Genomic DNA, 26,225 nt, shown 5'->3' with positions numbered 1-26,225 from the left:
TTTACGTGAAAGGAAATTGATTGAATGAATACACCATTTACTTTTAAACATACACAACCAACAAATATGGACCCTACTAAAAAATACCCAGCTATTTTTTTACTGCATGGTATGGGCAGTCATGAGGATGATTTACCACAGTTAGTGCAGGAATTCAAAGAGCAATGTCATATTTTTAGTTTACGAGGGCCAATTACCCAACATCCTGGCTATGCATTTTTCACCATTCAAGAGGTAGGGCAACCAGATCGTGCTATCTTCGATAAAGTGTTAGTGGCATTACAACGATTTATATTAGAGGCCATTGATGAATATCAAATTGATCCTCATAAAGTATTTGTATTAGGCTTTAGCCAAGGTGCAGTATTAGCTCAATCACTTGCCTTTGTTATGGGGAATTTAGTGACTGGGATCATCGCATTAAGTGGCTATACACCAAAATTTGTTACTGAGGAATATGCCATCCGCTCTGTAGACCATTTGCATGCTTTTATTTCACACGGAGATTATGATTATGTAATACCTTCTCAATGGGGCATGGAAAGCAAAGAGATCTTTGAACAATTTGGTGCTACGGTGACATTTAAACAATATCCAGATGGACATGGTGTAACGCCAGAAAATATGCGTGACCTTGTGACGTTTTTAGCACAGCAACTACAGGAAGAAATTCAATAAGTAGAAATCCGAGGCAAAATATTGTCTCGGTTTTTTTAGTTGCTTCAACATGAAACATTGTATTAAATTATTTTTCTCCAATAGTGATTGGAAGAATCGAGTCAAGAAGGTTCAAATTCATGTCAGTCGGTGGTATCATAGAAGATGTTGTGAATGAGCGTGCTTTATTAGATGAAAACATGTACTTTATGTGAACATAGAGACAGAACCCATCTAAAAGGGGTAAAATAATAATTTGATGTGCTAGATGCAAATTTTGTCGCTTCGTATCGAGGGAAGCGTTTAGAAATTATGGAGAAAAGGAATTAAAATGAATGGAACAAAATCTGAAAACGGAGCATAAACCGCAATCCTCACGTGGGAATTCATCACGCTCTACTATTTTAGCGCAAACAGTCAAAACAGGGATTATTAAATCCAATTTAATTCCTATGTGGGCTGGTTTAACGCTAGGCATGTACAAAAATAAAATGGCGTTTATAGACAATATACCTGAAATCATTTTTTCAACAATCGGTTCCGCCCTTGTAATTGGAGCAGCAGGGGCATTTAATAATGTCTATGACCGTGATATTGATGCAATTATGCCCCGTACACAAAATCGACCAACTGTAACAGGGGAAATGTCAGCGAAATCGACTTTATCATTAGCTGTCGTCATGTTAATTATTGGAGTAGCTGTGTTAGCACTTGCTTCACCATTAGCTGCTGCATTTGGGTTATTAGGTGTATTCCTATATGTTGTCCCATACACAATGTGGACAAAACGTCGTACGATATATAATACGGAAATTGGCAGTATTAGTGGTGCAGTACCACCATTAATTGGATGGTCTGCTGTCTCTTCAGACGTTACGCACCCTGCAATACTAGGCTTATTTTTTGTGATGGTGATTTGGCAAATGCCTCACTTTTATGCCATTGCGATTCGCAAACGTATAGACTATGAAGCAGCTAGTGTGCCAATGCTACCTGTTGTAAAAGGAATGCGCCGTACGTATTATCAAACTAATTTTTATTTAATCTTATTGATTTTATCAAGCTTTTTATTTGGCTCGTTAAGTGTAGGCATTATGCTTGTGGCTTTAATATTAAGTATTGCTTGGCTCGCGATGAGTATTTATGGTTATCACAGTAATACAGATCAAGTGAAATGGGCTACAAAAATGTTTGTCTTTTCACTATTCCATATGACAATACTATTCTCAACAGTCATTGTGTACTCCCTAGTAGGGGTTATCTTTAAACTATATTAATAACCCTATTACGCCTCTGCATGTTGAGCTTACAAAAACAAAAAAACCAACAAGTTACTCTTCACTTGTTGGTTTTTTATTATCCACTGAAAAAATTCGGCGACTTGGCCACTCAAATGCATGCAATTGTCCGCCAAAAACAGCGCCACCATCAATGCCAATGATATTATTTTCCCCAAAATACACCCGATAATCGGTTGGATTTTGATGTAGATTATAAGTAGGGGTATGGCCAAAGATAACCGTTTTATCCCCATGATAGCCTGCATGGAATTCCTCACGAATCCAAAGCAATCTCATAGGATCGGTGTCAGCTATAGCGACTTCGGGTACAACACCACCATGGACAAAAATAGCATCCTCTAATTCAATATAGATGTCAAAGGTTTCGATTAATTGTAAATGTTCTTCAAGTTTTGGCAATGTTTTAATAAAGCTAGGCAAAGTATTGCTTTGGATCGCTTCCTCAAAGTCTTCTAATTGGTAGCCATAGCTTGCCAGTGTGGCCTCTCCACCACATAGCCCCACCCAATGGTTCCATGGCTTAGCAAGGCCAGAACGGCAGGCATTCAGCATGATGGCCTCGTGGTTTCCTAGCAACACCCTTGCACCCAATGCTTGTAGTTCACCAACTAAATTTAATACACCACTAGAAGAGGGACCTCTGTCGATGTAATCACCAAGTAAAAAAAGCTGGTCGCTTTGTGGATCGTAGTTTGCTTTTAAAAGCAATTCTTCTAACAGCCCTAGTTCTCCATGTATATCACTAATTGCTAGTATTCGATTCATTTACGAGCATCCTTTCTAATAGTACCACTACTTTTCAGTATAGAGAATTATTCTACAAATTTCGACTGTTCCAGCTTCTCTTGGACTTATTTCATAGAACTTTCAAAGAAACAATTCTCTTACTACTATTTTTTACTTTATCATATGATAGGTGATTTTATTTCTTTATTCATTTGTCTAGTGGGATGAGGGGAAGAGAGGGGAGAAGACCACGCATAACAGTAGAAGCAACTAGTAAAGCTTCTACTGTTCGAGCAAAGAAAAGTAGCTTGCTATAAGATTAAAGCTTCAATTTTTCCCATGCCTTCGTAGCTATTTGTTCATCAAAGGTTGAAATAAGGCGAAAGTTATTGTTGTCTAAAATGCGGAAATGCTGGCTGATGACATTTTGCTGTAAACGAAAACCATCATGCTCACTTATATTTTTCCACCATATGTATCCACCCATTGTTTTTTCTTTTGGCTGTAATGTGCCATTATTCGCAATTAAATCTACAACCTCTAAAGGATCGCCTCCAAGCTCATGCTGTAAAATGGTGCTGTCACGACATAGCGTGCAAACGGCAACAGTGGTTGTCCATCCTGCTAGAATACGGCCTTTTTCAATTTGGACTAGTGTTTTCTTCGAAAGTCCTAGTAAATCACTCATTTGATCCTGTGTAAAAGTTTTTTCTGTGCGGATTAATTTCAGTTTTTCTGAAATGAGTGTGATTAATTGTTCACGATTCATCCTAAACACCCCTTATTTTCAGATTGTTATGTTCCATTATACATGAAAGTAAGATGACGTGTTTCTGTTTCAATAGTGGGTTGGGAAGAGAAACGAGGTAAAAGGAAACAGACTGTTCATTATAGAACAGTCTGTTGAATGTTAAATCTCATATTTTTTCGTATCGGAGATGACACGGAAGTGGATGCCTTTAATTTGTGCGCTCACTTTATGGCGAAGCGTATCAATATCGACTAGCTCCTCTTTATTTTGAACACATTCAGCAATCTCCTGTAAAAGCTTTGTAAAGGCTTCTTTAAATAAAGAACGCATATTATCGAAATCTAGACTGCGAAAGCTGCCATCAATATCGAAAGCTTCTACAGAGTTTAATTGCTTAGAAGCACCCGCAAAACGATCGTCGTACACTGTGTAGTTTTCATCTGTCACTACGATAATATATAGGACCTCGCCTGTAATTGTTTTTAGTTCAATATTTGTTTTGTGTTTTTTCACATCAGAAATAATATGAATACCGTCTGAATGATATAGCTTAAATAATGTCATGAATATTGCCTCCTGAAACTAGAATCCTATTGCTATATTCATTATATAGTGCGATGGCTATTAATGGAATAAGGAATAATTTTTTGGGAGCCTTGCTATACCATTACATTTGTACTTCTGTTATGACGGAGGCTGTTTTTCTGAGAGGTCGAACCTCGATATAGTGAATTTGATGTCCTTGCTGCTCATAGATGCTAAAAACAAAGGAGTCGAGCTCAATGTTTTTTGATGCTTTAATGCCATTATTGACAGTTAAGAACCAACCACCTAAAGTTTCTACTTCCTCTGCATCTAGCGTAATGTTTAATAGATTTTCAACATCCTCTATAAGCATTTTTGCATTTAATATATAGTGATGATCTGTAATTTTTCGAATATCTGCAATTTCATCATCATCAAATTCATCTCGGATTTCACCAACAATTTCTTCTAAGATGTCTTCAACAGTCACTAGTCCAGATGTACCTCCATATTCATCCATTAAAATGGCCATATGGATGCGCTCTTTTTGCATGCGTACGAGTAGTTCCTGAATAGGAATTGTTTCAATGACTCGAATAACTGGGTTAATGAAATCTTCCAGTACTAATGTCTCGTCTGTAAGTTGTTCGAGTAAGCCGTGTGTAAAAAGTTCCTTTGCATTGATAAAGCCTAAAATATTATCGCGGTCACCATCAAAAATAGGGTAGCGCGTATATTTTTCAGCGGCAATAGTATGAATAATCGTTGTAAAGGATTCATTTTGTTCAATCCCGACAATTTCTGTTCTGGGAACCATGATTTCACGAGCAATACGTTCGTCAAATTCAAAGACATTATTCACATATTTCAGCTCGGATTTATTAATTTCACCACTTTTAAAGCTTTCAGATAGCAATAAACGCAATTCTTCCTCTGTATGTGAAAGCTCATGTTCACTAGCAGGCTTCATGCCAAATAAACCAACCAAAACGCGTGCAGAGCCATTTAAGAACCAAATGAACGGATACATTATTTTATAGAAAAACATAATGGGCTTTGCAAATAGAAGCGTAATCGTTTCTGCCTTTTGAATGGCTGCAGTTTTTGGAGCTAACTCACCAACTACTACATGTAAAAATGTGGCAATGGCAAAGGCCGTACCAATCGTAAAGATCGTCATATACTTATCTGAAATGCCGACCATTTCAAATAGAGGATGAAGCATAAATTCAAACGTTTTTTCTCCAACCATCCCGATACCAAGGGCTGTTACTGTAATCCCTAATTGGCAGGCAGATAAGTATTCATCTAAATGACTAACAACATGTTTTGCAGCAATCGCTTTTTTATTGCCCTCTGCAATTAGCTGATCCAATCTTGAGGAACGTACCTTTACAATGGCAAATTCTGTTGCCACGAAAAAGCCTGTTAATGCTAATAAAATGGTAAAAATCGATAAGTTTATTATGGTCTCCAAATAGTCGTTCTGTAGAAACAGAACGTCACCTCCTAATTATGAATGAGTAATAGTAAAGATTGCATTAAGGCAATACTTTCAGGGGAAACGTTTTTCTTTATATGTTCAATTTTTTTATGATCTTGCTTATCTAGTTGTTCTAGCAGAGAAGTGACATCATGCTCTAAGTCTTGCATTTTTAAACGAAGCATTTGTACGTCAATTTCTTCATATGGTGTGATGTTCATTTCATGTTGGATTTCCACAAGTGTAAGCCCCTGTTGTTTGCGTCGTTCAATAAAATGAAGCCGTTCAATCATAGTAGAGTCATAGTAGCGATAATTCGTTGCAGAACGCTCTGCATCCAACAAACCAATATTTGTATAGTAATCAATTGTTCGTTTCGTTATGCCAGTTTTTTCTGCAAGCTCGCCAATTTTTAATTTATCTGTCCCAATGCAAACACCTCCAAACCATCACGTGATGCTTTAATTATAACGTGATGGTTTTTATTAATTCAAATGATTGGTATCGATATTTCAAAATTGTAAGATTTCTTCGATGGAAAAAATAACGTTTCTGACACAATTGAATGCCAGAAACGTTACTATGTTTATGGAAGTAAATAGGCATCATATAGGTGATGGAGTGCATCTTCACCATTTTGTTCTAAGAGAATTTCCCCGTTATATGTAAGAGTTACTTTTGTTTGAGAGCTATCAATTTTGTCATCGATTATTTTACATGAAACGGTCACAACACCAGCTTCAGCAAGCATTTCTTTCATCTCTTTATTCCATGACTGGTCAGAAAATAGTGGGGGCTGCCAAGTACCTCTCACATGTAGCTCATTTTTTTCGGGGTCATAATCCCAGCGTATGTCACGTAAAATAGTTTTAAATAGGTCATTAACTGTAAATGATGTGTCTTGATAGTTAATGTCTATAGCGCGTATAGCATGTACATCTCGACTAACTGCACTAGCTGCGGAGTTGGCCGCTGAATTGATGCCCGAAGCAGCATCCTTTATTTCTGATATTCGATCACCGCAGCCAGACAGTAGTGCACAGATGCATGACATACAAGCAACTTTTGTCATCCATTTCACAAGTAGTCCCTCCAGTCTAGTAAGTTGTTATTACTATCTTATCGAAAAGAAAAATACGAAGAAAGGGCATGAAGGCGGCAGATTGTGACGGTTTTGCAACGATGCGACCTCCACTTGATTGTTCGGCATTTTGGAAGTATAAAAGTCTGAAAATTTAGTAAAATATTGAGGAGAAAGGGAGCGGTTTGTGATGAAAATTAATGATGAGATGCTTGATCGATTAGGGACGTATTTTGTTTATCATGCTGTTTATGATACTTATGGTATTACCTTTGAAAACTTTGTGGAGCGTTGGTTACGAGGAATTCTGGAGGTTTAGTGAAAAGGAATTGAACTTGCCATCATGGGCTCAATTTTTTTGAAAAATGCATGTTTATTCAAAATCTATGACATATAACGGTAGAATGAAAAGAGTCGTGTCCATATTGGAACACGACTCTGTCTTATTTGAAATAATTTGTGATAAATTGATTTGCTTCATGCCAGTTATAAACCCTTACAACGTTGTCAGGGACAGCCAGACGGTTATATGGTGTATCAAATAATACGACAGGAATTTTTAGCTCTTCAGCAAGCATCACCGCATTATCGTGCTTATCCTCAAAAAAAGCTTCTACATGATGTTTTTTTGCAGCAGCCAATTTATCATGGCTACCGAGAAGCTCGATATGATCGTAAGGGATAGCTTGCGTTTTAAACCAATTAACAGTGATATCTGCTACATTTTCACCTCGTGCAGAAATATAATACAGCTCGAAATTGTTTTTCCAAGCAGTTAGAATATTTTTTGCATCTTTTGCTACTTCAGAGACTTCATACATGTACGGCTCATTTTCCTTAAACCATGTGTTAAAGGCACCTCGGTCAACAGGGTGTGGAAAGGCAGATAAAAAATCGTATTCGCAAACGTCATCAAGCGTAATATTTACGTTATATTGTTTATTAATATGTGGAATGAGTGTACTTGGACATGTTACAGTCCCATCAATATCAATACCAAAGCGGGGCTTTTTCATGCTAGTACCTCCTTAGGCATTCGCTTTTTGAGCTTCTTCTGCGGCGCGCTTTTCTTCCATTTCTGCCGCCAATTTATCAATTTCTTTTTTCAGCTCTTCCACCATTGTTTCTTCAGGGACTTTACGGACCGTTTTCCCTTTCATGAATAGTAAGCCTTCGCCACGTGCACCGGCAATACCGATATCTGCTTCACGTGCTTCACCAGGGCCGTTTACTGCACAGCCTAATACAGCTACTTTTAAAGGTACATTTAATTTCGAAATATATTCTTCTACTTCATTGGCAATGGAAATTAAATCAATCTCAATGCGTCCACATGTTGGACAAGAGATTAGGGTAGCCATGTTTGAAGCTAGACCAAATGATTTTAATAGTTCTCGTGCTACTTTTACTTCTTCTACTGGGTCAGCAGATAGTGAAATACGCAATGTGTTCCCAATTCCTTTTGATAGAATGGCTCCAAGTCCTGCTGCTGATTTTACGGTACCAGCAAATAGCGTACCTGATTCAGTAATACCTAAATGTAGCGGGTAATTAAAGGCCTTAGAGGCTTTTTCATAGGCTTCAATAGCAAGATTTACGTCAGATGCCTTCATCGATACGATAATATCGTGGAAGTCCAAGTCTTCCAAAATTTTAATATGGTGAAGAGCCGACTCAACCATACCATCTGCTGTAGGATAGCCGTATTTTTCTAAAATATGACGCTCTAATGAACCAGCATTTACACCAATACGGATTGGTATACCTTTTGCTTTGGCAGCATTGACAACCGCTTCTACTTTTTCTTTACGACCAATATTGCCTGGGTTAATACGTACTTTATCAATACCATTTTCAATGGCTTTTAATGCTAATCTATAGTCAAAATGAATATCAGCTACTAATGGAATATGGATACGTTTTTTAATTTCAGCAATCGCATCTGCTGCACGTTCATCTGGTACAGCAACACGAACAATCTGACAGCCTGCTTCCTCAAGACGAAGAATTTCCGCAACTGTTGCTTCTACATCATGTGTTTTGGTTGTACACATACTTTGAATGAATAATTCATTACTACCACCAATTGTTAAGTTACCGACACGTACAGGACGTGTATTTGAACGGTGACAAATTTCACTCATTAACTTTCTCTCCTTTTCGGGCCACTATTTTCAGCCGTCACTGTCATTTATTTTAGCAGTGTAAGAAAATAAGGACAAGGAAGAAACGCTAACTTTTCATTTTAGGCATTTGTTTTCAAATTCAAACGAGAGAGGAAGCTTGATATTTTCACCAGGAATTAGTGCTTGTAATTGTAAGTGTGGGTTTAAGTTATAAAAAAGTTGTAAGCGTTCTGGAAAGGTCATGGGAACTTTTGCAGGGTGTAGGGCAAATAGGCTATGAATGGTATCTCCTTCAATCGTTTGTACTGTAATATAATTGGGCTCACGCTGTTTCTCACAAAGTCCATTTTCTGAGTTTTTCGTGGTTAAAGCAGCCAGCGGTATGGACCCTTCTGTTAAATCTACTTTGACAACAAAGGCGATGACAATGATGATAGCTGTTAAGATGAATGCGCGCAAAAAATCCCCTCCTTTTCTACACTATATTTAGAAGAGGGGGGATTCATGCACATTATTTTATATTTGGTTGTTTCGGATATTTTGTAAAGGCCACAATTAATAGAGTAACAGTTAATAATAAAGAGAGTACAGAGATAATGGTACTGTTAATTGGTAAATAGTCTGCTAGCATCGATAGTAAAGTTGCCCAAGTAATAGCAAAAGTAGTTGTTCTCCAGATGTGACGATATTCTCCACGGCGTTTCATCACTTTAAGGATAAATAAACCAGCTAAAGCATAAAGAGCAATTTGTGCAAAGATGAGCATCGTTGTAAAGACAAAAAGCATCAGAAATGTGAATGGATATAAGAGCCATTTAATGCCATCTATGTATTCGGTTAAACCATTGAAATTATCCATATCAAACGTATCGACTGACATACCAGCCGCAAAGCGACCTAAAGAGAATACGGATACGATGGTAATGAGTAGAAAAGTATATTGAATAACCTTTCCAATAGGTAATAAACGATAGGCTGCTAGTTTTTTAGGATGAATAAGACTATCGATAAAAAGCTGTGAGTGTTTCATGCTATATCTCCTCCAAGTGATAGTTTAACATGTTCGTAGAGGACAAGGTATGAAAGAAGTATAAATGAAGTCAGTTTAGATGATAAAATGTTAACATTATGTAAAGAAGTTAAAGGATTTCTTTACTTTTTGTTTGTAATCATTTAATGATTAGAAATAGAGTAGAGATGTAAGAATTGGAGCGAAAATAATTGACAATCGATTGGCAAAGCATACTCTTTCAGTTTTTAGGTGGGTTAGGGGTATTTTTATTTTCCATTAAATTTATGGGAGAGGGGCTTCAGAAATCAGCGGATGAACGTTTACGTGAATGGTTAAATCGCTTTACCACTAACCCGATTATGGGCGTCTTAGTGGGCATAATTGTAACAATTTGCATTCAATCAAGTTCGGCAACAACAGTAATCACTGTGGGGTTAGTGAGTGCTGGTTTTTTAACATTACGTCAAGCAATCGGCGTAATTATGGGGGCAAATATTGGTACTACCATTACAGCTTTTATTATTGGGATTAATATTGGTATCTATTTTTATCCTTTGCTAGCTATCGGTGCGGGTTGTCTATTTTTCTTAAAAAAAGCAACGTATCAACATATTGGTCAAATACTATTTGGCTTTGGTGGTTTATTTTTAGGACTAGAATTGATGAGTGCTAGTATGCAGTCATTACATCAACTAGCAGATTTCGCATCCTTAACGCTTCATTTAAGTAATCAACCAATATTAGGTGTATTTTTAGGGTCCATTTTTACATTACTAGTGCAAAGCTCTACTGCAACAGTTGGTGTGCTGCAAGGTTTATATGCAGAACATTTAATTGGCTTAGATGGTGCTTTACCGATATTATTTGGTGAAAATATTGGCACGACCATTACAGCGGTTTTAGCTTCTCTTGGTGCCTCTATCTATGCAAAACGTGCAGCTGCAGCACATGTACTTTTTAATGTCATTGGCACGATTATTTTTATGATATTTTTCACACCATTTATGCAATACGTACAGTGGGTGAGCGGGGTATTTCATTTAGAGCCTCGCATGCAAATTGCTGTAGCACACGGCTCTTTCAATGTCTTTAATATGATGATTCAATTACCATTTATAGCTGGACTAGCGGCATTGGTTACAAAGTTACTACCAGGACATGATGGCAATATTAATGTAACAACAAAGCATTTAGATCCAACATTTATTGATTCCTCTCCAGCCATTGCACTTGGCCAAGCGAAAGAAGAAGTTTTACGAATGGGTGAGCATGCTTTACGTGGATTAGAAGAAACATTTTTATATATGAAAACCGGTGAATCTGAACATATTCCTACGGTTTTACAATTAGAGGTTGGACTTAATCATTTAGATAACGAGATTACGGATTATTTAGTCATGGTGTCTAAGCAGCCTCTTTCTCGTGCAGACTCAGTAAGACACCATACCCTATTAACAAATGTGCGAGACTTTGAACGGATTGGCGATCATTTTGAAAATATAATAGAACTTTTACAATACAAGGATCACCATGAAGTGAGCTTAAGTAAATCAGCAAGACAAGATTTGATTGGTATGTTTAGTTTAGCAATAGAGGCTGTAAGGAAAAGCATAGAAGCACTGGATACGGCGAGCTTAAGTTTAGCCCAAGAAGTGACAGAGTTAGAAAGCTTGATTGATGACATGGAGGATAAACTCCGTCAAAAACATATTGCACGATTGAACACTAATGAATGTAGTGGGGCTGCAGGGATTGTCTATATGGATATTGTCAGCAATTTGGAACGCATTGGGGACCATGCGGTAAACATTGCAGATTCTATTTTAGGTATTCGTCATTAGCGACATGAAACTTTTCGCTTTGTTAATCCGTATGAAAGGCAACGCACGATAAAAGGAGAGAAACTGTATGGAAGTTGTTGGCTGGATCTTAGTGATTGCCTGCTTTATTATTTCATTTGTTGGTTTAGTGTATCCCATCATCCCGGGTGTTCTGTTTTTGGTTGGTGGATTTTTGCTATATGGCGTATTTTTCTCATTCGCAGACTTAAACTGGTGGTTCTGGGTGATAGAAATACTATTTGTAGTGTTATTATTTGGAGCCGATACTGTGGCAAATGCGTTTGGTATAAAAAAGTTTGGGGGCTCCAATGCTGGCATGTGGGGGAGTACCATTGGTTTATTAATTGGTCCATTTGTTATTCCAGTGGCAGGGATTTTAATTGGCCCATTTTTAGGTGCAGTGATCGCAGAATTAATTGTTGAAAAACGTACATTTAGTGAGGCAGTGAAAAGTGGTGTAGGCTCCTTAATTGGCTTTTTAACATCTACAGTTGCCAAAGCTGTCATTCAAATTGTGATGATCATTGTATTTTTTATCGCGATTTAGCCTTCACTTTTGATGTTTAATGATTGTGACGTAAGGGTAAGATAGTAAACGTATCGGTATTTCGGTCAAAAGGCTGAAATCTTCAAATTGAAGTATTTTTCGTTGAATGGTTTGACCAATTTTGATAATCTAAGGATGTACTAATTATTTCTTATTTTAGGGAGGAACTTAACAATGGCTTACGAATTACCACAATTAACTTACGCTTATGATGCATTAGAACCACATATCGATGCAAAAACAATGGAAATTCACCATTCTAAACACCACAATACTTATGTAACAAACTTAAACGCAGCAGTAGAAGGTACTGAATTTGCTGAAAAGGATATTAACGACTTAATCGCAAATCTTGATGCTCTTCCAGCTGACAAACAAACTGCTGTACGCAACAACGGTGGCGGACATGCTAACCATACATTATTCTGGGAAGTAATCGCACCAGGCGGCTCAAATACACCAGTTGGCGAAGTAGCAAAAGCAATCGATGCTAAATTCGGTTCTTTCGATGCTTTCAAAGAAGAATTTGCTAAAGCTGCTACAACTCGCTTTGGTTCAGGTTGGGCTTGGTTAATCGTTGATGGTGACTCAGTTGCTGTTACGTCTACTCCAAACCAAGACTCTCCAGTAATGGAAGGTAAAACACCAGTTCTAGGCTTAGATGTTTGGGAACACGCATACTACTTAAACTACCAAAACCGTCGTCCAGATTACATCGGTGCATTCTGGAACGTAGTAAACTGGGATGTAGTAGAAGCTAAATTCCAAGCTGCAAAATAATAATGTTAAGTAAATGGCTATGCCAACGGTGAGCAATCACTGAGGCATAGCCTTTTTTGTTGGAAAAAAATGTTCAAGTTTGCAGCTTGGAATTGTTAATCTGACGAATAAAGGATATCGAAATGTTAGGTAGCAGAAAGTAAGGCAACCTTTCTTTAGAAAGACCGTCAAATAAATGATGTTTTCCACAAGAATTCGTAAGTGCGTGCTTTTCTGTCATACCTTCGAATGGTATACTTAGTATCGTGTATTGAAATGATTAGAAGATGAGGAGGGGAATACATATGCGCAAAGCACCAGGAAAAAACCGCGCGGCGAGTGTTAAAGCAAAACATCACTCTAATTTAACATTTCGTATGAATATCCTTTTCTTTGCAATATTTATCGTATTTTCAATGTTAATATTTAGACTTGGCTATATGCAAATCGTCAAAGGGGAAGATTATGTACGTATTTTAGAACGTACAGAAGAAGTTCCTGTCAATACAAGTGTGCCTAGAGGTCGCATGTATGATCGTTACGGACGTATTTTAGTAGATAATCACCCAGAAAATGCGATTACGTATACGAAAATGCAAACGACAACATCAGAGGAAATGCTCGATATCGCGAAAAAGTTAGCACAATTAATTGAACAACCAACAAATCGTGTCACACTGCGTGATAAACAAGATTTCTGGATACTCAAAAATCACGATGCTGCCTATGAAAAGGTCACAAAGGCAGAAGAAACAAAGATCCGAACAAAAGAAAATATTACAACAAGTCAAATCAATGCAGAGATTGATAAACTGGTACGAGAACGTATTACGAATGAAGAGCTTTTACAATTAACAGAGGAAGATTTAGAAGTATTAGCTATTTATCGAGAAATGGTGTCTGGCTATAATTTATCTCCTCAAATTATTAAAAGTGAAAATGTATCAGCAGAAGAATTTGCACGTGTATCTGAGCGTTTAACTGAACTGCCAGGTGTTAACACAACAACAGACTGGAAACGTGTAAAGTTATCATCTTTATCTATTCTTGGACGTACAACGGTTCCAACAAAAGGGATACCGAAAGAGAAGCTCAATTATTATTTAGCACGTGACTATTCACGTAATGACCGTGTGGGAGAAAGTTATATTGAAGCCCAATATGAAGAATTACTACAAGGTCAAAAAACAGTCGTCAAAAATATTACCAATAAAAAAGGACAGGTAGTTGATACAGTTACCACTTATGAAGGGGAGCCTGGTAAAGATTTAATCCTATCATTAGATAGTGAGTTGCAAGCTGAAACGGATAAGATTGTAGAAGAAGAGCTGCTTAATTTAAAGGCACTTCCTGGATCGTACTTATTAGATCGAGCCTTTTTAATTATGATGGACCCGAATACAGGGGACATCTTATCTATGGTTGGTAAGAAAATAGAAAAAGACCCTGAAACGGGGAAAAATATAATTGTTGACTACTCATATGGATCATTTACAACAGCCTATGAATCAGGTTCGTCTGTTAAGGCAGCAACCGTTCTTACAGGGTACAATCAAGGCGTTATTTCGATGGGCACTTCGATGGGAGATGAGCCGATTAAATTAGCTAGCACAGAACCTAAAGCTTCTATTTTTAACCGAAGTGGCTATGTACCAATGAATGACCAGTTGGCATTAGAACGTTCTTCCAACTCTTATATGTTTAAGATTGCGCTGTTAATTAATGGAACACCGTACAGTTATGGCATGCCTTTACGTTTAAAGGATGATACATTCCCAAAAATGCGTAATAACTATGCACAATTTGGTTTAGGTGTAAAAACAGGCATTGACTTACCAAATGAATTTAGTGGGGTACGAGGTCCATCAGGGCCAACAACGGGTGGTAAAACACTCGACTTGGCGATTGGTCAGTATGATACGTATACACCACTTCAATTAGCACAATATATTTCAACTATTGCTAACGGTGGCTACCGTATTCAGCCACATGTTGTAAAAGAGGTTCGCGATCCTTCACAGGATGGGAAGCAATTAGGACAGTTAGTGACTGAAGTAGGGCCAACTATTTTGAATCAAATTGACAATCCTCAAGAAGAGATTGATTATGTAAAACAAGGGCTTCGTCGTGTTTATACTGGTACACAAGGTACAGCACGTGGTCAATTCGCTGATGCTCCATATACAGCAGCAGGTAAAACAGGTACTGCAGAGGTAGTATACTATGGTCCACTACGTGAATACTTTGGTACAAACACGATCAACTTAACACATGTTGGTTTTGCACCATATGAAAACCCTGAAATTGCTTATGCTGTTGTTATTCCTTGGGCAACGACAAACTTGAATACACACTATACCCATAATAACGTAATTGCTAGACGTTCATTAGATAAATACTTTGAATTAAAAGCCAAATATCAAGCTGAAAAAGTGACAGATAGTAATGTAAAACAGCCAATTTTACCTGCAATTACAGAGGAAAAGATTGGTGAAGATGAGCAACAATAAATAAACCGCTAGGCATTTAAGTGCCTGGCGGTTTTTCTATTATAGAAAGAAAAAGTTAGGCAGATAATTGCTGAATAGCTAATTCAAACTGCTCTTTAGGCTTTTTCCCATAAAGCTCTATATTGTGATAGAAATAAGAAGCTATCATAAATTCAATGGCTTCTTGAAGTGTAAATTCCCGATGTTCCATTATTAATGACAAATATGTTTTAAAATAATCGGCATTTTGTACTTTTGCATGTTTCATGACAAAGGTCAAACTCTCCTTATCCCATACTGCTCTGTATAATGATTATCATTTTTCTGTGATATTCCTCAGATGCATGCACTAAAGTCTCCCTTATAGAGGAGTCTTCCTCAATCTATATATTATACTTCTTGACACAATTTTCTATTATAACACCTTTCCTATAGGAAGCAAGTTTCCTCAATTGTAAATGTATCTTTACAATCGTTTACAAAGCATTACATTCCTTTACATCTCTTTTACGAACAGTTTATACGACTTCAACAATCAGTCATTATAGTAAAGATTGTAAGACAAATAACTATAAAACAGTTCATGACGGAGGCAAATGAGATGAAAAAGTGGAAGTACTTAACGATGACAGCAGTAATGGGTTCTGCATTAATGCTAGGTGCATGTGGTAGCGATTCTGCACAAAATGGAAACAATGCAGAAACAAACGCACCAGCAAGTTCAGGACAAGAAGCTGCTGATGAAAAGCTACAAGGCTCTGTAGCTGGAGATGGCTCATCAACAGTTGCGCCAATTATTGAAGCAGTTGTTGAAGAGTATGCAGGTACACAACCAGATGTCAAAGTATCAGTGGGGGTTTCTGGTACTGGTGGTGGTTTTGAAAAATTCATCGCGGGTGAAACAGACTTTTCAAATGCATCTCGTAATATAAAAGATGAAGAGAAAGCTAAGTTAGAAGAAGCGGGCATTGATTTTACTGAGCTAGCTTTAGCATATGACGGTTTATCAGTAGTTGTGAATCCAGAGAATGATTGGGCGAAGGATTTAACGGTAGAACAACTACAAAAAATTTGGATTGAAGATGGTAAAGAGAAAAAATGGTCTGATATTGATCCATCTTGGCCAGATGAAAAAATCGTTTACTATTCACCAGGAACAGATTCAGGCACATACGACTACTTTGATGAAGTCATTTTAGATGGAGCAGATCTAGTAAGCTCAGCAACATTATCAGAGGATGATAATATGCTAGTGCAAGGTGTGGCTGGTGACAAAAACGCAATTGGCTTCTTCGGCTATGCCTACTATCTAGAAAACAAAGATAAATTAAACATTGTCAAAGTAAATGGCGTAGAGCCAACTAATGAAACAATTGAAGGTGGAGAATATACACCACTTTCACGCCCATTATTCACATATGTGAAAAATAGTGCGATGAAAGACAATGAAGCAGCATATGACTTCATTAAATTTACACTTGAAAACGCAGGTGATATGGCTGAAGCAGTAGGCTATGTGCGTTTACCAGAAGAAAAATATACTGAAGGCCTAAAAACGTTAGAAGGCTTAAAATAAGTAGACATGCATAGAGGGGAAGAGATGTATGCTCTTTCCCTCGCTTATTTGAAAGGAGTTCCCAATGGTTTCTCAAAAGGAAAATAAGACATCATCTGTTCAGCAATTAATTGCAAATTCGCGCAATCAAAAAACAAAGAAAATAGTGGAAAAAGCAATGCCAACTCTATTATTTTCTGCAGCTATTATCTCTATTTTGACGACATTTGGCATTGTTTTCACCCTTATTTTTGAAACGTTTGAATTCTTTAAACGTGTGTCGATTACGGACTTCCTTTTTGGTACAAAATGGTTACCGTTTTCAGGGAATGAACCGTTGTTTGGGATTTTGCCGTTAATCGCAGGAACATTAAAAGTGACACTTATTGCAGTTGTAGTAGCCGTGCCATTTGGAATTGCTTCAGCTATTTATTTAAGTGAATATGCAAGTGAGAAAACGAGAAGAATTGTGAAACCTATTTTAGAAGTATTAGCAGGTGTACCAACGATTGTATATGGTTTCTTTGCTTTAACGTTTGTCACACCTCTATTACAGGAAATTGTACCTGGTCTAAAATTATTTAATGCTTTAAGCCCAGGAATTGTTGTAGGGATCATGATTTTACCAATGATTACATCTCTTTCAGAGGATGCGATGTCTTCTGTACCAAATAGTATGCGTGAGGGAGCTTTAGCCCTAGGAGCAACAAAATTTGAGGTAGCAATCAAAGTCGTATTACCAGCAGCACTATCTGGAATTGTAGCTTCAGTTGTATTAGCTATTTCCCGGGCAATTGGAGAAACGATGATCGTATCTCTTGCGGGTGGTTCTACACCGAAATTTGATCTCAATGTAACGGATTCCATTCAAACGATGACTGCATACATTGTACAAGTTTCAACTGGTGATGCAGGCTATGGTACAACTATTTATTACTCTATTTATTCAGTAGGATTTACATTATTTATCTTTACGCTAGTAATGAATTTACTTGCTCACTATATTTCTAAACGCTTCAGGGAGGTTTACTAGCATGCGTTATATGGATGATACAGTCGTCATGAAACGAATGTCAAAGCGTATTACATTCAATAAAGTTTGGAAAGCATTATTTTTCTTAGCTACTACGTTTGCGCTTGTGACATTAGCAATTTTGTTATATCGCATCGTGACACAAGGAATTGATTATTTAAATATTGATTTCTTAACGAATTTTGCATCGAGGTTTGCAGATAAGGCAGGGATCAAGGCAGCTTTAATAGGTTCGCTTTGGTTAATGGCAGTTGTTGCACCTGTATCGATTATTTTAGGTGTAGGTACTGCAATTTATTTAGAAGAGTATGCAAAGAAAAATAGAATCAACGACTTTATTCGAATGAATATATCGAATTTAGCAGGTGTACCTTCCATTGTTTTTGGTTTGCTAGGGTTAACAATTTTTGTACGTATGATGGGTCTAGGTAAAAGTATTTTAGCTGCTGGGTTAACAATGAGTTTATTAATCTTACCTGTTATCATTGTGGCTGCACAGGAAGCCATTCGTGCTGTACCGAATGAGCAACGAGAAGCTTCATATGGTATGGGTGCAACAAAATGGCAAACGATTTTACGTGTTGTGCTACCTGCTGCAATTCCAGGTATTCTGACAGGCAGTATTTTAGCAATGTCTCGTGCCATTGGAGAAACAGCACCACTTGTTGTTATCGGGATTCCAGTTATCCTTCAGTTTTTACCGAACGGTTTATTGAGTCAATTTACAGCCTTACCAATGCAAATCTATGATTGGGCAAAAAGACCACAAGAAGCCTTTCAGTATGTGGCAGCCGCAGGTATTTTAGTGCTCATGACTGTCCTGCTATTGATGAATTCAATTGCCATCTTTATTCGAAATAAATTCCAAAAACGTTATTAATGAGGTGACCTTATGGTTCTAGATTTAAAAGATGAAAAAACTATTGTTAAACCGATTCGAGCGACAACTAAGCCTGCTGCGGAAGTGGCCAAAAATATTGTCTATGATACACGTGATTTAAATTTATGGTATGGCGATCATCATGGCTTGAAGGATATTAATTTAAGCATCTATGAAAATGAAGTAACGGCGATTATTGGGCCTTCTGGCTGTGGTAAATCGACGTATCTGAAAACGTTAAACAGAATGGTCGAGCTTGTACCAAGTGTTCGTACATCTGGTGAAATTTTATATCGTGAACGTAATATTTTAGATAAAAATTATACGGTTGAGGAATTAAGAACACGTGTAGGAATGGTGTTCCAAAAACCTAATCCGTTTCCAAAATCTATTTATGATAACATTGCGTATGGACCAAGAATCCACGGTATTAAGAATAAAAAAATTCTGGATGAAATTGTTGAGAAGTCGCTACGTGGCGCAGCAATTTGGGATGAAGTAAAAGATCGTTTAAATCAAAATGCTTATGGCTTATCAGGTGGTCAGCAACAACGTATTTGTATTGCTCGTTGCTTAGCGATTGAACCAGATGTCATCTTAATGGATGAACCAACATCCGCATTAGACCCAATCTCTACATTAAAAGTAGAAGAGCTTGTGCAAGAGCTGAAGCAGGATTATTCAATTGTTATCGTGACACATAACATGCAACAAGCTGCACGTATTTCCGATCGTACAGCATTCTTCCTTAGCGGAGAAGTAGTAGAATACGATAAAACGGATATCATCTTCCAAACACCAGCAGATCAACGTACGGAAGACTATATTTCAGGACGTTTCGGCTAAGGAGGAGCAATAGATGGTAGTACGTGAGCGTTTTGAACAAGAGCTGAAAGAAGTGCAGGGACAATTTGTGGCCCTTGCCAACAGTAGTATCCTAGCATTAAAAACAGCGTTTGAAGCTTTAGTAGAGCAGGATTTAGAAAAAGCCTTAAAAATTTTAGAAGATGATTTAGTGATTAATCGTCTTGAAGAAGCGATAAATGATCATGTTATTTTAATGATTGCTAAGCAGCAACCAGTGGCAACAGATTTACGCCGTTTAATGGTCCTTGTAAAAGCAGCATCCGATATGGAAAGAGTGGGCGATTATGCAGTCAACATCGCTAAAGAAGCCATTCGAATTGGCAAAGAACCTATAGTATTTCCGATGACTAATTTGCAAACAATGTGTAATAAAACAGTAGAAATGTTAGAGAGTATCATGAAGGCCTTTACAGAAGAAGATACAGTGCGTGCTAAAGAAATTGCTGAATTAGATGACTATGTGGATGATTTATATGGTGCAACGGTTACACTTTTACTTCGCGCTGGTGTAGAAAATCCGGCACATATTTCTCAAATTACACATCTCACATTTATCTGCCGCTATTTAGAACGTTCGGCTGACCATGCCACAAATATTGCCGAACATCTATTTTACTTAGTCAAAGGCAAACATTATGAATTAAATAATTAAGGGGGAAGAGCTGCTAATAAAGCTCTTCTTTTTATTTGGACAAAAGTTCACTTGTAGGAGCAACCAAGTTTTTTTAGTATCGTCAATATAACGAGCGTATTTGTATTGTCAAAAAAATTTTTTGGTTATACTATAGACATTATCCAAAAAATGTGGTGCTTTGGAGGTGCTGCTACGTGAAAAATCCGATACAATCACTCATAGAAAAATTGAACTTGGACATGACAGAAGAGCAATGTAACTATTTACATTTTTTGTATGAAAATCTACATCTTGAAGAACTAAACGACAGGGAGCAACGTTATTTCATCGACTACTTTTTCAAGAGTGAGCCTTTACGAAATATGGCAGCATTTGCACTTGAATTGGCAGATATTATGCATGAAATAAGAGAAAATATCCCTCCTATTGAGAAAGCTGAACGCTTAGCTGATGGCCGTGAACAACGTTTGTATTATGAACACAAATGGTCAGAGCTCAGACGTCAAAAGCTCAAGCAGCAAACGTTGAAAAGTGGAAATGTGTTTTATGTTCCATTTCATGAGTATAAGCAAGAGCCTGGTCCGTTAATTATTTGTTTGGAACAAACTACAGGGATGGCTGTTTACTCAGAGCTTTGTAAAAGCATGATTTTGCCATTATTTATGAATGCACATCGTGAAAGTCGCGATTTATATATTGTCCCTTATGATCAGCAAATACATGTTCATTACCGCTTTGAAAATGGACATTTAAATTTAGCTGATTTTAAAAGCTTTATCGAATATAAGGCAAAGGGAGAGGCTGCTATTTTGCCTGTTTTGCAGTTTGTTAAAGCGTTGCTGCAGGAAAATCAACTTGGTGCTGAAGCAGAAGTTATCATTTTTACAGAAGGAACGCCCATTGATGGAAAGCATTTAGTAGGGAAGCAAACGAAAATCATGCTAGAGGAAATGAAGCAAAAATACCATGCTGAATTTTCAGTCATTGCGATGCAGGAACATAATTTTAATAAACAGCAATTTTGGTTTGCTAGTAAGGCTTTTTTTGCGGATGATGCAATACAATAACAAATGGGGGCTAGCCATTATTACTACAGGTCAGCTCCTTTTTGTTGGAGATACATAGGTACTTTAAAGGAGAAATACATGGATTCATTACATTGGTTTTTACCTAAATTTACAGTCCCGACATGGATGGATGTCTTGATTGCCATCATCATTTGTCTAGTTGGTTGGCTTATTCAACGATTTGTCATTAAAAAAATTATTAACCGTGTTGTAACATTTCTAAGAAATCGTCAGCGACATTTCCAAGCAAACGTGCTAGCCCAGTTTAGTAAAGCAATTGGCTTTGCGTTTATGACGGCTGTCATTGTTCTAAGTCTATCATATCTAATAGAAGTCCCATTGTTTACGCATAAATCAACAAAAAACTTTGTCCTATCTCTTATGGTGTTTTTTGCTTTTAAAGGTGTTTACGATGTATTACATTTTTATACGAAGCAGCCATTTGAACTAACAAGTGAAGAGGATCAGAATGTTTTATTACCATTTTTTCTACGAATTGGTAAAGTACTTATTATGATTTTTGCTATGTTTACGATTGCTTCGTTATGGAATTTCAATCTCAATGGTTTTTTAACAGGGATTGGTTTAACAGGAGTAGCGATTGCCTTTGGGATTCGTGATACATTAGCTCATGTGTTTGGGGGCATGTCCGTAGCATTAGATAATCCATTCCAAATTGGGGATTGGATAGCGACTGAAGATCAGAAAATCGAAGGGACAATTGAAGATATCAATCTTAGAAGTACCTTAATCCAAACAGGAGATAAAGGGCTTGTGTATGTACCGAATTCTTATTTAGTCAATCGACCAATTTATAATTTATCGAGACGAGAAAAAAGAAAATGCGAACAATTTCTCTATATAGCTGCAGAAAATGATGAGGATGCTATCCGTGGCGCTTTATCGGCTATGCATAAGGAAATATATTTACATGCTCAAACAGAGAAAGAGATGATTCATGTTTATATTGATGAATTTCATCATAATTGTTATCGTGTGCTCATACGTTTCTTTATCGCAACGAACGACACAGCTATTATGATGGAAGTACGGCAGGATATTTTATTCGCCATTCGTCAAATAGTGGAGGATTTTTCAATTACGTTAGCGTCCTCTCCAGAGGATAACGATTTATAAAACAAAAATAAATTGAATTGTGTGATAGTTTGCTTTACAATATTAGCTAGAAATCAGCATTGATGAAGAATAGTAACTATTATTGATTTGTCATAGAGAGCTAGTGGTTGGTGGAAACTAGTACAAACGAATAGTGAATGGACTTCGGAGCTCTAATCCTGAACTACAAGTATGGATTAGCGTGTGCCTACGTTATAAGGCTTAGAGAGGGTCTTGCTTAAAGACCAATGAAGGTGGCACCACGGCTTTTCCGTCCTTTTGTGATGGAGAGGCCTTTTTTATTTTGATTCAGCAATATTTATTCCGAAAAATGATGATGCCAGGTATAATAGATTTCCTCCTTTTATGAGGGAGATCAATACTTAATTTGCATACGGATTTTAAGCAACCGTTGAATCAAGATGATGTCTCAATCGAATGTAACAGAGTTTTCTTGAGACATCAAGATATATTGGTGTAGAAGAGCAGAGCTTAGAGAAGGAGAGAAGAGTATGACAGTTGAGGTTAGGAAGTATGCCATGAAAGTTTTACAGGGGGATATGATGACCCCTATCTCTGTGTATCAATCACTTACAGGGCAGCATAAAATGTTGTTCGAATCATCAGCTAAGCATGAGGAAAGTGGAAGATATTCTTTTATCGCCCTAAATCCAGTAGCTGAATTAAAAGGAAACAAGGAAGAATTCTACTTTTCCAAAGGACAAGAAAATGACAAATCAAAGGGGAATGTACTCGATAAATTAAAGGAAGTCATACCCTTCCATGAAGAAAGCTATCCCTTTGCCTTTTTTGGTGGAGCCATCGGTTATTTTGGCTATGAAACAGCTTTTTATACGGAAAAAATCGGAGAATATTTACAGGATGAATTAGTGATGCCAGATGTCCATGTATTTTTCTATGATACATTCATTGTCTTTGATCATCTAACACAGGAAATTACGTTAGCTTCAATTGATCTATTTCAGGAGGGACGTTCATTAGCAGAAATGGAGAATGCTATTACAACGATGGAGCAACAACTTTGTGCAGGTACGACCTTTGAGGCATTGCAGGTAGATGAACTACATTTTAAGCCAATGCTTTCAAAGGAGCAATTTGTCTCTTTGGTGGATCGAGCTAAGCAGCATATTTTGAGAGGCGATATTTTTCAAATTGTGCTATCACAACGCTTTTCAGCACCATTTACAGGCTCTCCATTTTCACTTTATCGTCAATTACGTACATCTAATCCATCACCGTATATGTTTTACATGGATTTTGGTTCCTATATTATTTTAGGAACTTCCCCTGAAAGTCTTGTGAAAGTTAAAAATCGTATGGTTACAACGAACCCAATAGCAGGTACAAAGCCTCGCGGTGAGACAACAGTACAGGACGAAGTAATTGCAAAAGCTTTGTTAGAGGACGAAAAGGAAATAGCAGAGCACCGAATGCTAGTGGATCTAGGGCGCAATGATCTAGGGCGTATTGCCAAAGTCGGTACTGTAAAGCTTATGAAATACATGACTATCGAACGCTATAAATATGTCATGCATATTGTTTCAGAGGTAACGGCGGAACTACGAGATGACCTCCACATTCTAGATGTTTTACGAGCATCTCTACCTGCTGGGACAGTGTCAGGAGCACCTAAAATTCGTGCCATGCAGCTGATAAATGAATTAGAATCGATTAAGCGTGGTGTCTATGCGGGAGCGGTAGGCTATATTTCAACTACCGGCGATATGGATTTGGCACTTGCGATTCGTACAATGATTATTAAAGATCAACAAGCACATGTACAGGCAGGGGCTGGAATTGTCTATGATTCAGATCCATTGTCGGAATACGAGGAAACACTTAATAAAGCTCGTGCGCTATTGGAGGTAAGAAAATGATTTTATTAATTGATAATTATGATTCCTTTACCTACAATCTATTTCAACAAATCAGTATGCTTGGTAAAAGTGTCACAGTCGTTCGAAATGATGCTATTACAATAGAAGAAATTCAAGAAATGTCACCCGAAGCTATTATTTTATCCCCAGGACCAGGAACACCCTCTGAAGCAGGTATTACGGTGGATGTGATTAAGGAGCTACATGAAAAATTCCCTATTTTAGGTATTTGCCTTGGCCATCAATCGATCGGGCAGGCTTTCGGGGCAAATATTGTGCAAGCCAAAAACATTATGCATGGAAAGCTGTCACCGCTTCAGTATAAGAATACGGGCTTATTTGCACAACTAAATGGAGACATTGAGGTTATGCGTTATCATTCCCTTATTATTGAAGCACAGACATTGCATAAAGATTTCAACATTATTGCTACAGCAGGTGATGATGGGGAAATTATGGCGATTCAACATAAAAAATACCCTCTTTATGGACTGCAATTTCACCCGGAATCCATTGGCACAAAAGAAGGCAGTATCATGATGAAAGCCTTTTTAGAAAATATAGCGTAATGACACAGAAAAAAGCTGTCGCTTCATTTGGCGACAGCTTTAATATTATTGTTTTTTGCCTGTGATTAATTTTGCAATTTCTTCAAGAGTCATGGAAGAGTTGACCTCATAGGAACCTATCTGTAAGCTTCGAGCATATTTTGCGTTTGCGAGTAGTAGCTCCATCTCAACACTATTGGTAATGATGCCACCATCCTCAAGCTTTTGTGCAACAATATACGGTGTGATCCCGCTATATATTTGCAGTGTCATCATCTTCTCATCAGTGTTAGTTTTATCAGCAGATTGTTCAGAAGCATCTGGTGAAGAAGTTTCTTCAGTCTTATGTACTGGCTTTAATTGTTCCTTTAATGAGGCAATTTCTTTATTTGCCTTATCTAACTTCATTTGCAGTTCTTCTACTTGTTGCAGATTAGGAGAATCTTTCATAGGAAGACCCATGTTTACATCATAGCGGCCTGCGAGAGCTAGCAAAGCCCCGACAAGAAAAATTGCAATACCGAATGCGCGGATGGCAGATTTGTTCATCAATCATCGACCTCCGTTTGCAATCACTTGGCGAACTTGCTCTTCTGTTAAATTAGAACGGATACTAATTTCTGCTACAGAAAGACCTTGTTTATTTAATTCGTGAACCTGACTAACGATAATTTGATGAATGGGTTTAGTCTGCGTTGTTGTTGATGTAACCTTTGAAGCTTGTGCAGCCTGTTGAACAGCTTGCATCACTTGTTGAACCTTAGGACTTTGTACTTGCTGAGGACTAGGTGCTGATTTTGATTTCAGTTGGAACTCAGGCTCTAATAAAAGTTCTTCCTCGACAATTTTCATGCGACGCTTTAAATTATTCGTTTCTTGAAATATAGAGATGGATAATTCTTCGACATCTTTCTCGATTTTTTGTGAACTATTTTTGAAAAAGAACGATATGATGATCAGAAGAATCCCGATACTCATTAATAGGATGGATAAATCCAATAGTTTCACCTCAATGTAGTATGTAATTATAAGATATTTTACCATATGCAAAGTTAATATGAAATGAAGGTAGATTTTTTTTCAGTTTATGTTATAATAGGTTAGTCGTATAAATCATGCTCAAATTTAAATTCTTGATATAGAGTGGGAGGGTTAATGATGCGCGTAAACATTACTTTAGCTTGCACAGATTGCGGCGAACGTAACTACATTTCTAAAAAGAACAAGCGTAACAATCCAGAGCGTCTTGAACTTAAAAAATATTGCTCTCGCGAGAAGAAATACACTCTTCACCGTGAAACTAAGTAATCGCTCATTAAGCCAAAACCA

At 37.3% G+C, this 26,225-nt stretch carries 30 protein-coding genes and 1 other annotated feature; of the genes, 17 read left to right on the top strand and 13 right to left on the bottom strand.

Translation table 11 applies throughout. From position 1 onward, the window contains the following. The first annotated feature begins 24 nt into the window (after window positions 1-24). Complete coding sequence (locus MKY49_RS14695) at window positions 25-678, top strand: alpha/beta hydrolase (RefSeq protein WP_274793760.1); 654 nt, start codon at window positions 25-27, stop codon at window positions 676-678. A gap of 314 nt (window positions 679-992) precedes the next feature. Further along, window positions 993-1,934 (top strand): heme o synthase, encoded by a 942-nt coding sequence (gene cyoE, locus MKY49_RS14690; protein WP_274793759.1) that lies wholly within the window; start codon window positions 993-995, stop codon window positions 1,932-1,934. Window positions 1,935-1,988: 54 nt separating this feature from the next. On the opposite strand, the gene MKY49_RS14685 is transcribed toward cyoE, so the two are convergent. From MKY49_RS14685 to MKY49_RS14660, 6 genes are all read right to left on the bottom strand, one after another. After that, complete coding sequence (locus tag MKY49_RS14685) at window positions 1,989-2,723, bottom strand: metallophosphoesterase (RefSeq protein ID WP_274793758.1); 735 nt, start codon at window positions 2,721-2,723, stop codon at window positions 1,989-1,991. Window positions 2,724-3,003: 280 nt separating this feature from the next. Next, window positions 3,004-3,453 (bottom strand): helix-turn-helix domain-containing protein, encoded by a 450-nt coding sequence (locus MKY49_RS14680; RefSeq protein ID WP_274793757.1) that lies wholly within the window; start codon window positions 3,451-3,453, stop codon window positions 3,004-3,006. 141 nt (window positions 3,454-3,594) lie between these two features. Then, entirely contained in the window at window positions 3,595-3,999 is a 405-nt protein-coding gene (locus MKY49_RS14675) for a hypothetical protein (protein WP_274793756.1), read from the bottom strand. A gap of 103 nt (window positions 4,000-4,102) precedes the next feature. Continuing rightward, the gene (locus MKY49_RS14670; RefSeq protein ID WP_322605689.1) at window positions 4,103-5,437 is read right to left on the bottom strand and encodes a hemolysin family protein; all 1,335 of its coding nucleotides are present in this window, start codon (window positions 5,435-5,437) and stop codon (window positions 4,103-4,105) included. A 32-nt stretch (window positions 5,438-5,469) separates the two neighbouring features. Continuing rightward, window positions 5,470-5,811, bottom strand: coding sequence for a MerR family transcriptional regulator (locus MKY49_RS14665; protein WP_396631790.1), 342 nt, complete (start codon window positions 5,809-5,811; stop codon window positions 5,470-5,472). A 218-nt stretch (window positions 5,812-6,029) separates the two neighbouring features. Then, window positions 6,030-6,515, bottom strand: a complete 486-nt coding sequence (locus MKY49_RS14660) for a hypothetical protein (RefSeq protein WP_341386938.1) — start codon at window positions 6,513-6,515, stop codon at window positions 6,030-6,032. A 199-nt stretch (window positions 6,516-6,714) separates the two neighbouring features. On the opposite strand from MKY49_RS14660, the gene MKY49_RS14655 reads away from it, so the two are divergent. Then, window positions 6,715-6,843, top strand: a complete 129-nt coding sequence (locus MKY49_RS14655; protein ID WP_274793754.1) for a hypothetical protein — start codon at window positions 6,715-6,717, stop codon at window positions 6,841-6,843. Between the two features lie 124 nt (window positions 6,844-6,967). On the opposite strand, the gene MKY49_RS14650 is transcribed toward MKY49_RS14655, so the two are convergent. From MKY49_RS14650 to MKY49_RS14635, 4 genes are all read right to left on the bottom strand, one after another. Then, window positions 6,968-7,540, bottom strand: a complete 573-nt coding sequence (locus MKY49_RS14650) for a 5' nucleotidase, NT5C type (RefSeq protein WP_274793753.1) — start codon at window positions 7,538-7,540, stop codon at window positions 6,968-6,970. A 12-nt stretch (window positions 7,541-7,552) separates the two neighbouring features. Next, entirely contained in the window at window positions 7,553-8,668 is a 1,116-nt protein-coding gene (ispG, locus tag MKY49_RS14645) for a flavodoxin-dependent (E)-4-hydroxy-3-methylbut-2-enyl-diphosphate synthase (protein ID WP_274793752.1), read from the bottom strand. A 96-nt stretch (window positions 8,669-8,764) separates the two neighbouring features. Then, a complete protein-coding gene (locus tag MKY49_RS14640) occupies window positions 8,765-9,109 on the bottom strand; it encodes a hypothetical protein (RefSeq protein WP_274793751.1) in 345 nt (114 codons plus the stop codon). A gap of 52 nt (window positions 9,110-9,161) precedes the next feature. Next, on the bottom strand, window positions 9,162-9,680 hold the full coding sequence (locus MKY49_RS14635; protein WP_274793750.1) for a DUF1189 family protein: 519 nt from the start codon (window positions 9,678-9,680) through the stop codon (window positions 9,162-9,164). A 191-nt stretch (window positions 9,681-9,871) separates the two neighbouring features. Here MKY49_RS14635 and MKY49_RS14630 point away from each other — a divergent pair, with 191 nt between their 5' ends. The 4 genes from MKY49_RS14630 to MKY49_RS14615 all read left to right on the top strand — a co-directional run bounded on the left by MKY49_RS14630 (window position 9,872) and on the right by MKY49_RS14615 (window position 15,319). Then, window positions 9,872-11,503 (top strand): Na/Pi cotransporter family protein, encoded by a 1,632-nt coding sequence (locus tag MKY49_RS14630; RefSeq protein WP_274793749.1) that lies wholly within the window; start codon window positions 9,872-9,874, stop codon window positions 11,501-11,503. Window positions 11,504-11,570: 67 nt separating this feature from the next. Next, window positions 11,571-12,050 (top strand): DUF456 domain-containing protein, encoded by a 480-nt coding sequence (locus MKY49_RS14625; protein ID WP_274793748.1) that lies wholly within the window; start codon window positions 11,571-11,573, stop codon window positions 12,048-12,050. A gap of 174 nt (window positions 12,051-12,224) precedes the next feature. Next, the gene (locus MKY49_RS14620) at window positions 12,225-12,830 is read left to right on the top strand and encodes a superoxide dismutase (protein ID WP_016995356.1); all 606 of its coding nucleotides are present in this window, start codon (window positions 12,225-12,227) and stop codon (window positions 12,828-12,830) included. Window positions 12,831-13,114: 284 nt separating this feature from the next. Beyond that, window positions 13,115-15,319 (top strand): peptidoglycan D,D-transpeptidase FtsI family protein, encoded by a 2,205-nt coding sequence (locus tag MKY49_RS14615; RefSeq protein ID WP_341386578.1) that lies wholly within the window; start codon window positions 13,115-13,117, stop codon window positions 15,317-15,319. 55 nt (window positions 15,320-15,374) lie between these two features. On the opposite strand, the gene MKY49_RS14610 is transcribed toward MKY49_RS14615, so the two are convergent. Further along, entirely contained in the window at window positions 15,375-15,566 is a 192-nt protein-coding gene (locus MKY49_RS14610) for a hypothetical protein (RefSeq protein ID WP_274793746.1), read from the bottom strand. 333 nt (window positions 15,567-15,899) lie between these two features. Between MKY49_RS14610 and MKY49_RS14605 the strand changes: the two genes are divergently transcribed. From MKY49_RS14605 to MKY49_RS14565, 9 genes are all read left to right on the top strand, one after another. After that, entirely contained in the window at window positions 15,900-16,874 is a 975-nt protein-coding gene (locus tag MKY49_RS14605) for a PstS family phosphate ABC transporter substrate-binding protein (protein WP_274793745.1), read from the top strand. A gap of 64 nt (window positions 16,875-16,938) precedes the next feature. Beyond that, complete coding sequence (pstC, locus tag MKY49_RS14600) at window positions 16,939-17,886, top strand: phosphate ABC transporter permease subunit PstC (RefSeq protein ID WP_312506837.1); 948 nt, start codon at window positions 16,939-16,941, stop codon at window positions 17,884-17,886. A 1-nt stretch (window position 17,887) separates the two neighbouring features. Continuing rightward, window positions 17,888-18,766 carry a phosphate ABC transporter permease PstA gene (pstA, locus tag MKY49_RS14595; RefSeq protein WP_274793743.1) on the top strand — a complete coding sequence of 293 codons (879 nt, stop codon included), beginning with the start codon at window positions 17,888-17,890 and terminating at the stop codon, window positions 18,764-18,766. Between the two features lie 12 nt (window positions 18,767-18,778). Then, a complete protein-coding gene (gene pstB, locus MKY49_RS14590) occupies window positions 18,779-19,612 on the top strand; it encodes a phosphate ABC transporter ATP-binding protein PstB (protein WP_274793742.1) in 834 nt (277 codons plus the stop codon). A 13-nt stretch (window positions 19,613-19,625) separates the two neighbouring features. Then, the gene (phoU, locus tag MKY49_RS14585) at window positions 19,626-20,285 is read left to right on the top strand and encodes a phosphate signaling complex protein PhoU (RefSeq protein ID WP_274793741.1); all 660 of its coding nucleotides are present in this window, start codon (window positions 19,626-19,628) and stop codon (window positions 20,283-20,285) included. Between the two features lie 176 nt (window positions 20,286-20,461). Next, on the top strand, window positions 20,462-21,334 hold the full coding sequence (locus MKY49_RS14580; RefSeq protein ID WP_341386577.1) for a hypothetical protein: 873 nt from the start codon (window positions 20,462-20,464) through the stop codon (window positions 21,332-21,334). A 78-nt stretch (window positions 21,335-21,412) separates the two neighbouring features. Further along, on the top strand, window positions 21,413-22,471 hold the full coding sequence (locus tag MKY49_RS14575; RefSeq protein WP_341386576.1) for a mechanosensitive ion channel family protein: 1,059 nt from the start codon (window positions 21,413-21,415) through the stop codon (window positions 22,469-22,471). A 50-nt stretch (window positions 22,472-22,521) separates the two neighbouring features. Next, window positions 22,522-22,732, top strand: a binding site (T-box leader). A gap of 230 nt (window positions 22,733-22,962) precedes the next feature. Further along, complete coding sequence (gene trpE, locus MKY49_RS14570; RefSeq protein WP_322605693.1) at window positions 22,963-24,348, top strand: anthranilate synthase component I; 1,386 nt, start codon at window positions 22,963-22,965, stop codon at window positions 24,346-24,348. Next, window positions 24,345-24,917, top strand: coding sequence for an anthranilate synthase component II (locus tag MKY49_RS14565; RefSeq protein ID WP_341386575.1), 573 nt, complete (start codon window positions 24,345-24,347; stop codon window positions 24,915-24,917). The genes trpE and MKY49_RS14565 overlap by 4 nt, the downstream gene beginning before the upstream one ends. 45 nt (window positions 24,918-24,962) lie before the next feature. On the opposite strand, the gene MKY49_RS14560 is transcribed toward MKY49_RS14565, so the two are convergent. Both MKY49_RS14560 and MKY49_RS14555 read right to left on the bottom strand, forming a co-directional pair. Beyond that, a complete protein-coding gene (locus tag MKY49_RS14560; RefSeq protein ID WP_322605698.1) occupies window positions 24,963-25,445 on the bottom strand; it encodes a hypothetical protein in 483 nt (160 codons plus the stop codon). A gap of 3 nt (window positions 25,446-25,448) precedes the next feature. Further along, entirely contained in the window at window positions 25,449-25,904 is a 456-nt protein-coding gene (locus MKY49_RS14555; RefSeq protein ID WP_341386937.1) for a hypothetical protein, read from the bottom strand. A 150-nt stretch (window positions 25,905-26,054) separates the two neighbouring features. Here MKY49_RS14555 and rpmG point away from each other — a divergent pair, with 150 nt between their 5' ends. After that, entirely contained in the window at window positions 26,055-26,204 is a 150-nt protein-coding gene (gene rpmG, locus MKY49_RS14550; RefSeq protein WP_008408521.1) for a 50S ribosomal protein L33, read from the top strand. Window positions 26,205-26,225 lie beyond the last annotated feature (21 nt).

The organism is Lysinibacillus sp. FSL M8-0134 (genome assembly GCF_038069745.1).
Taxonomy (GTDB): Bacteria; Bacillota; Bacilli; order Bacillales_A; family Planococcaceae; genus Lysinibacillus; species Lysinibacillus irui.
The sequence above is the reverse complement of the archived record's forward strand: the minus strand, read 5'-3'. Positions and strand labels throughout refer to the sequence as shown.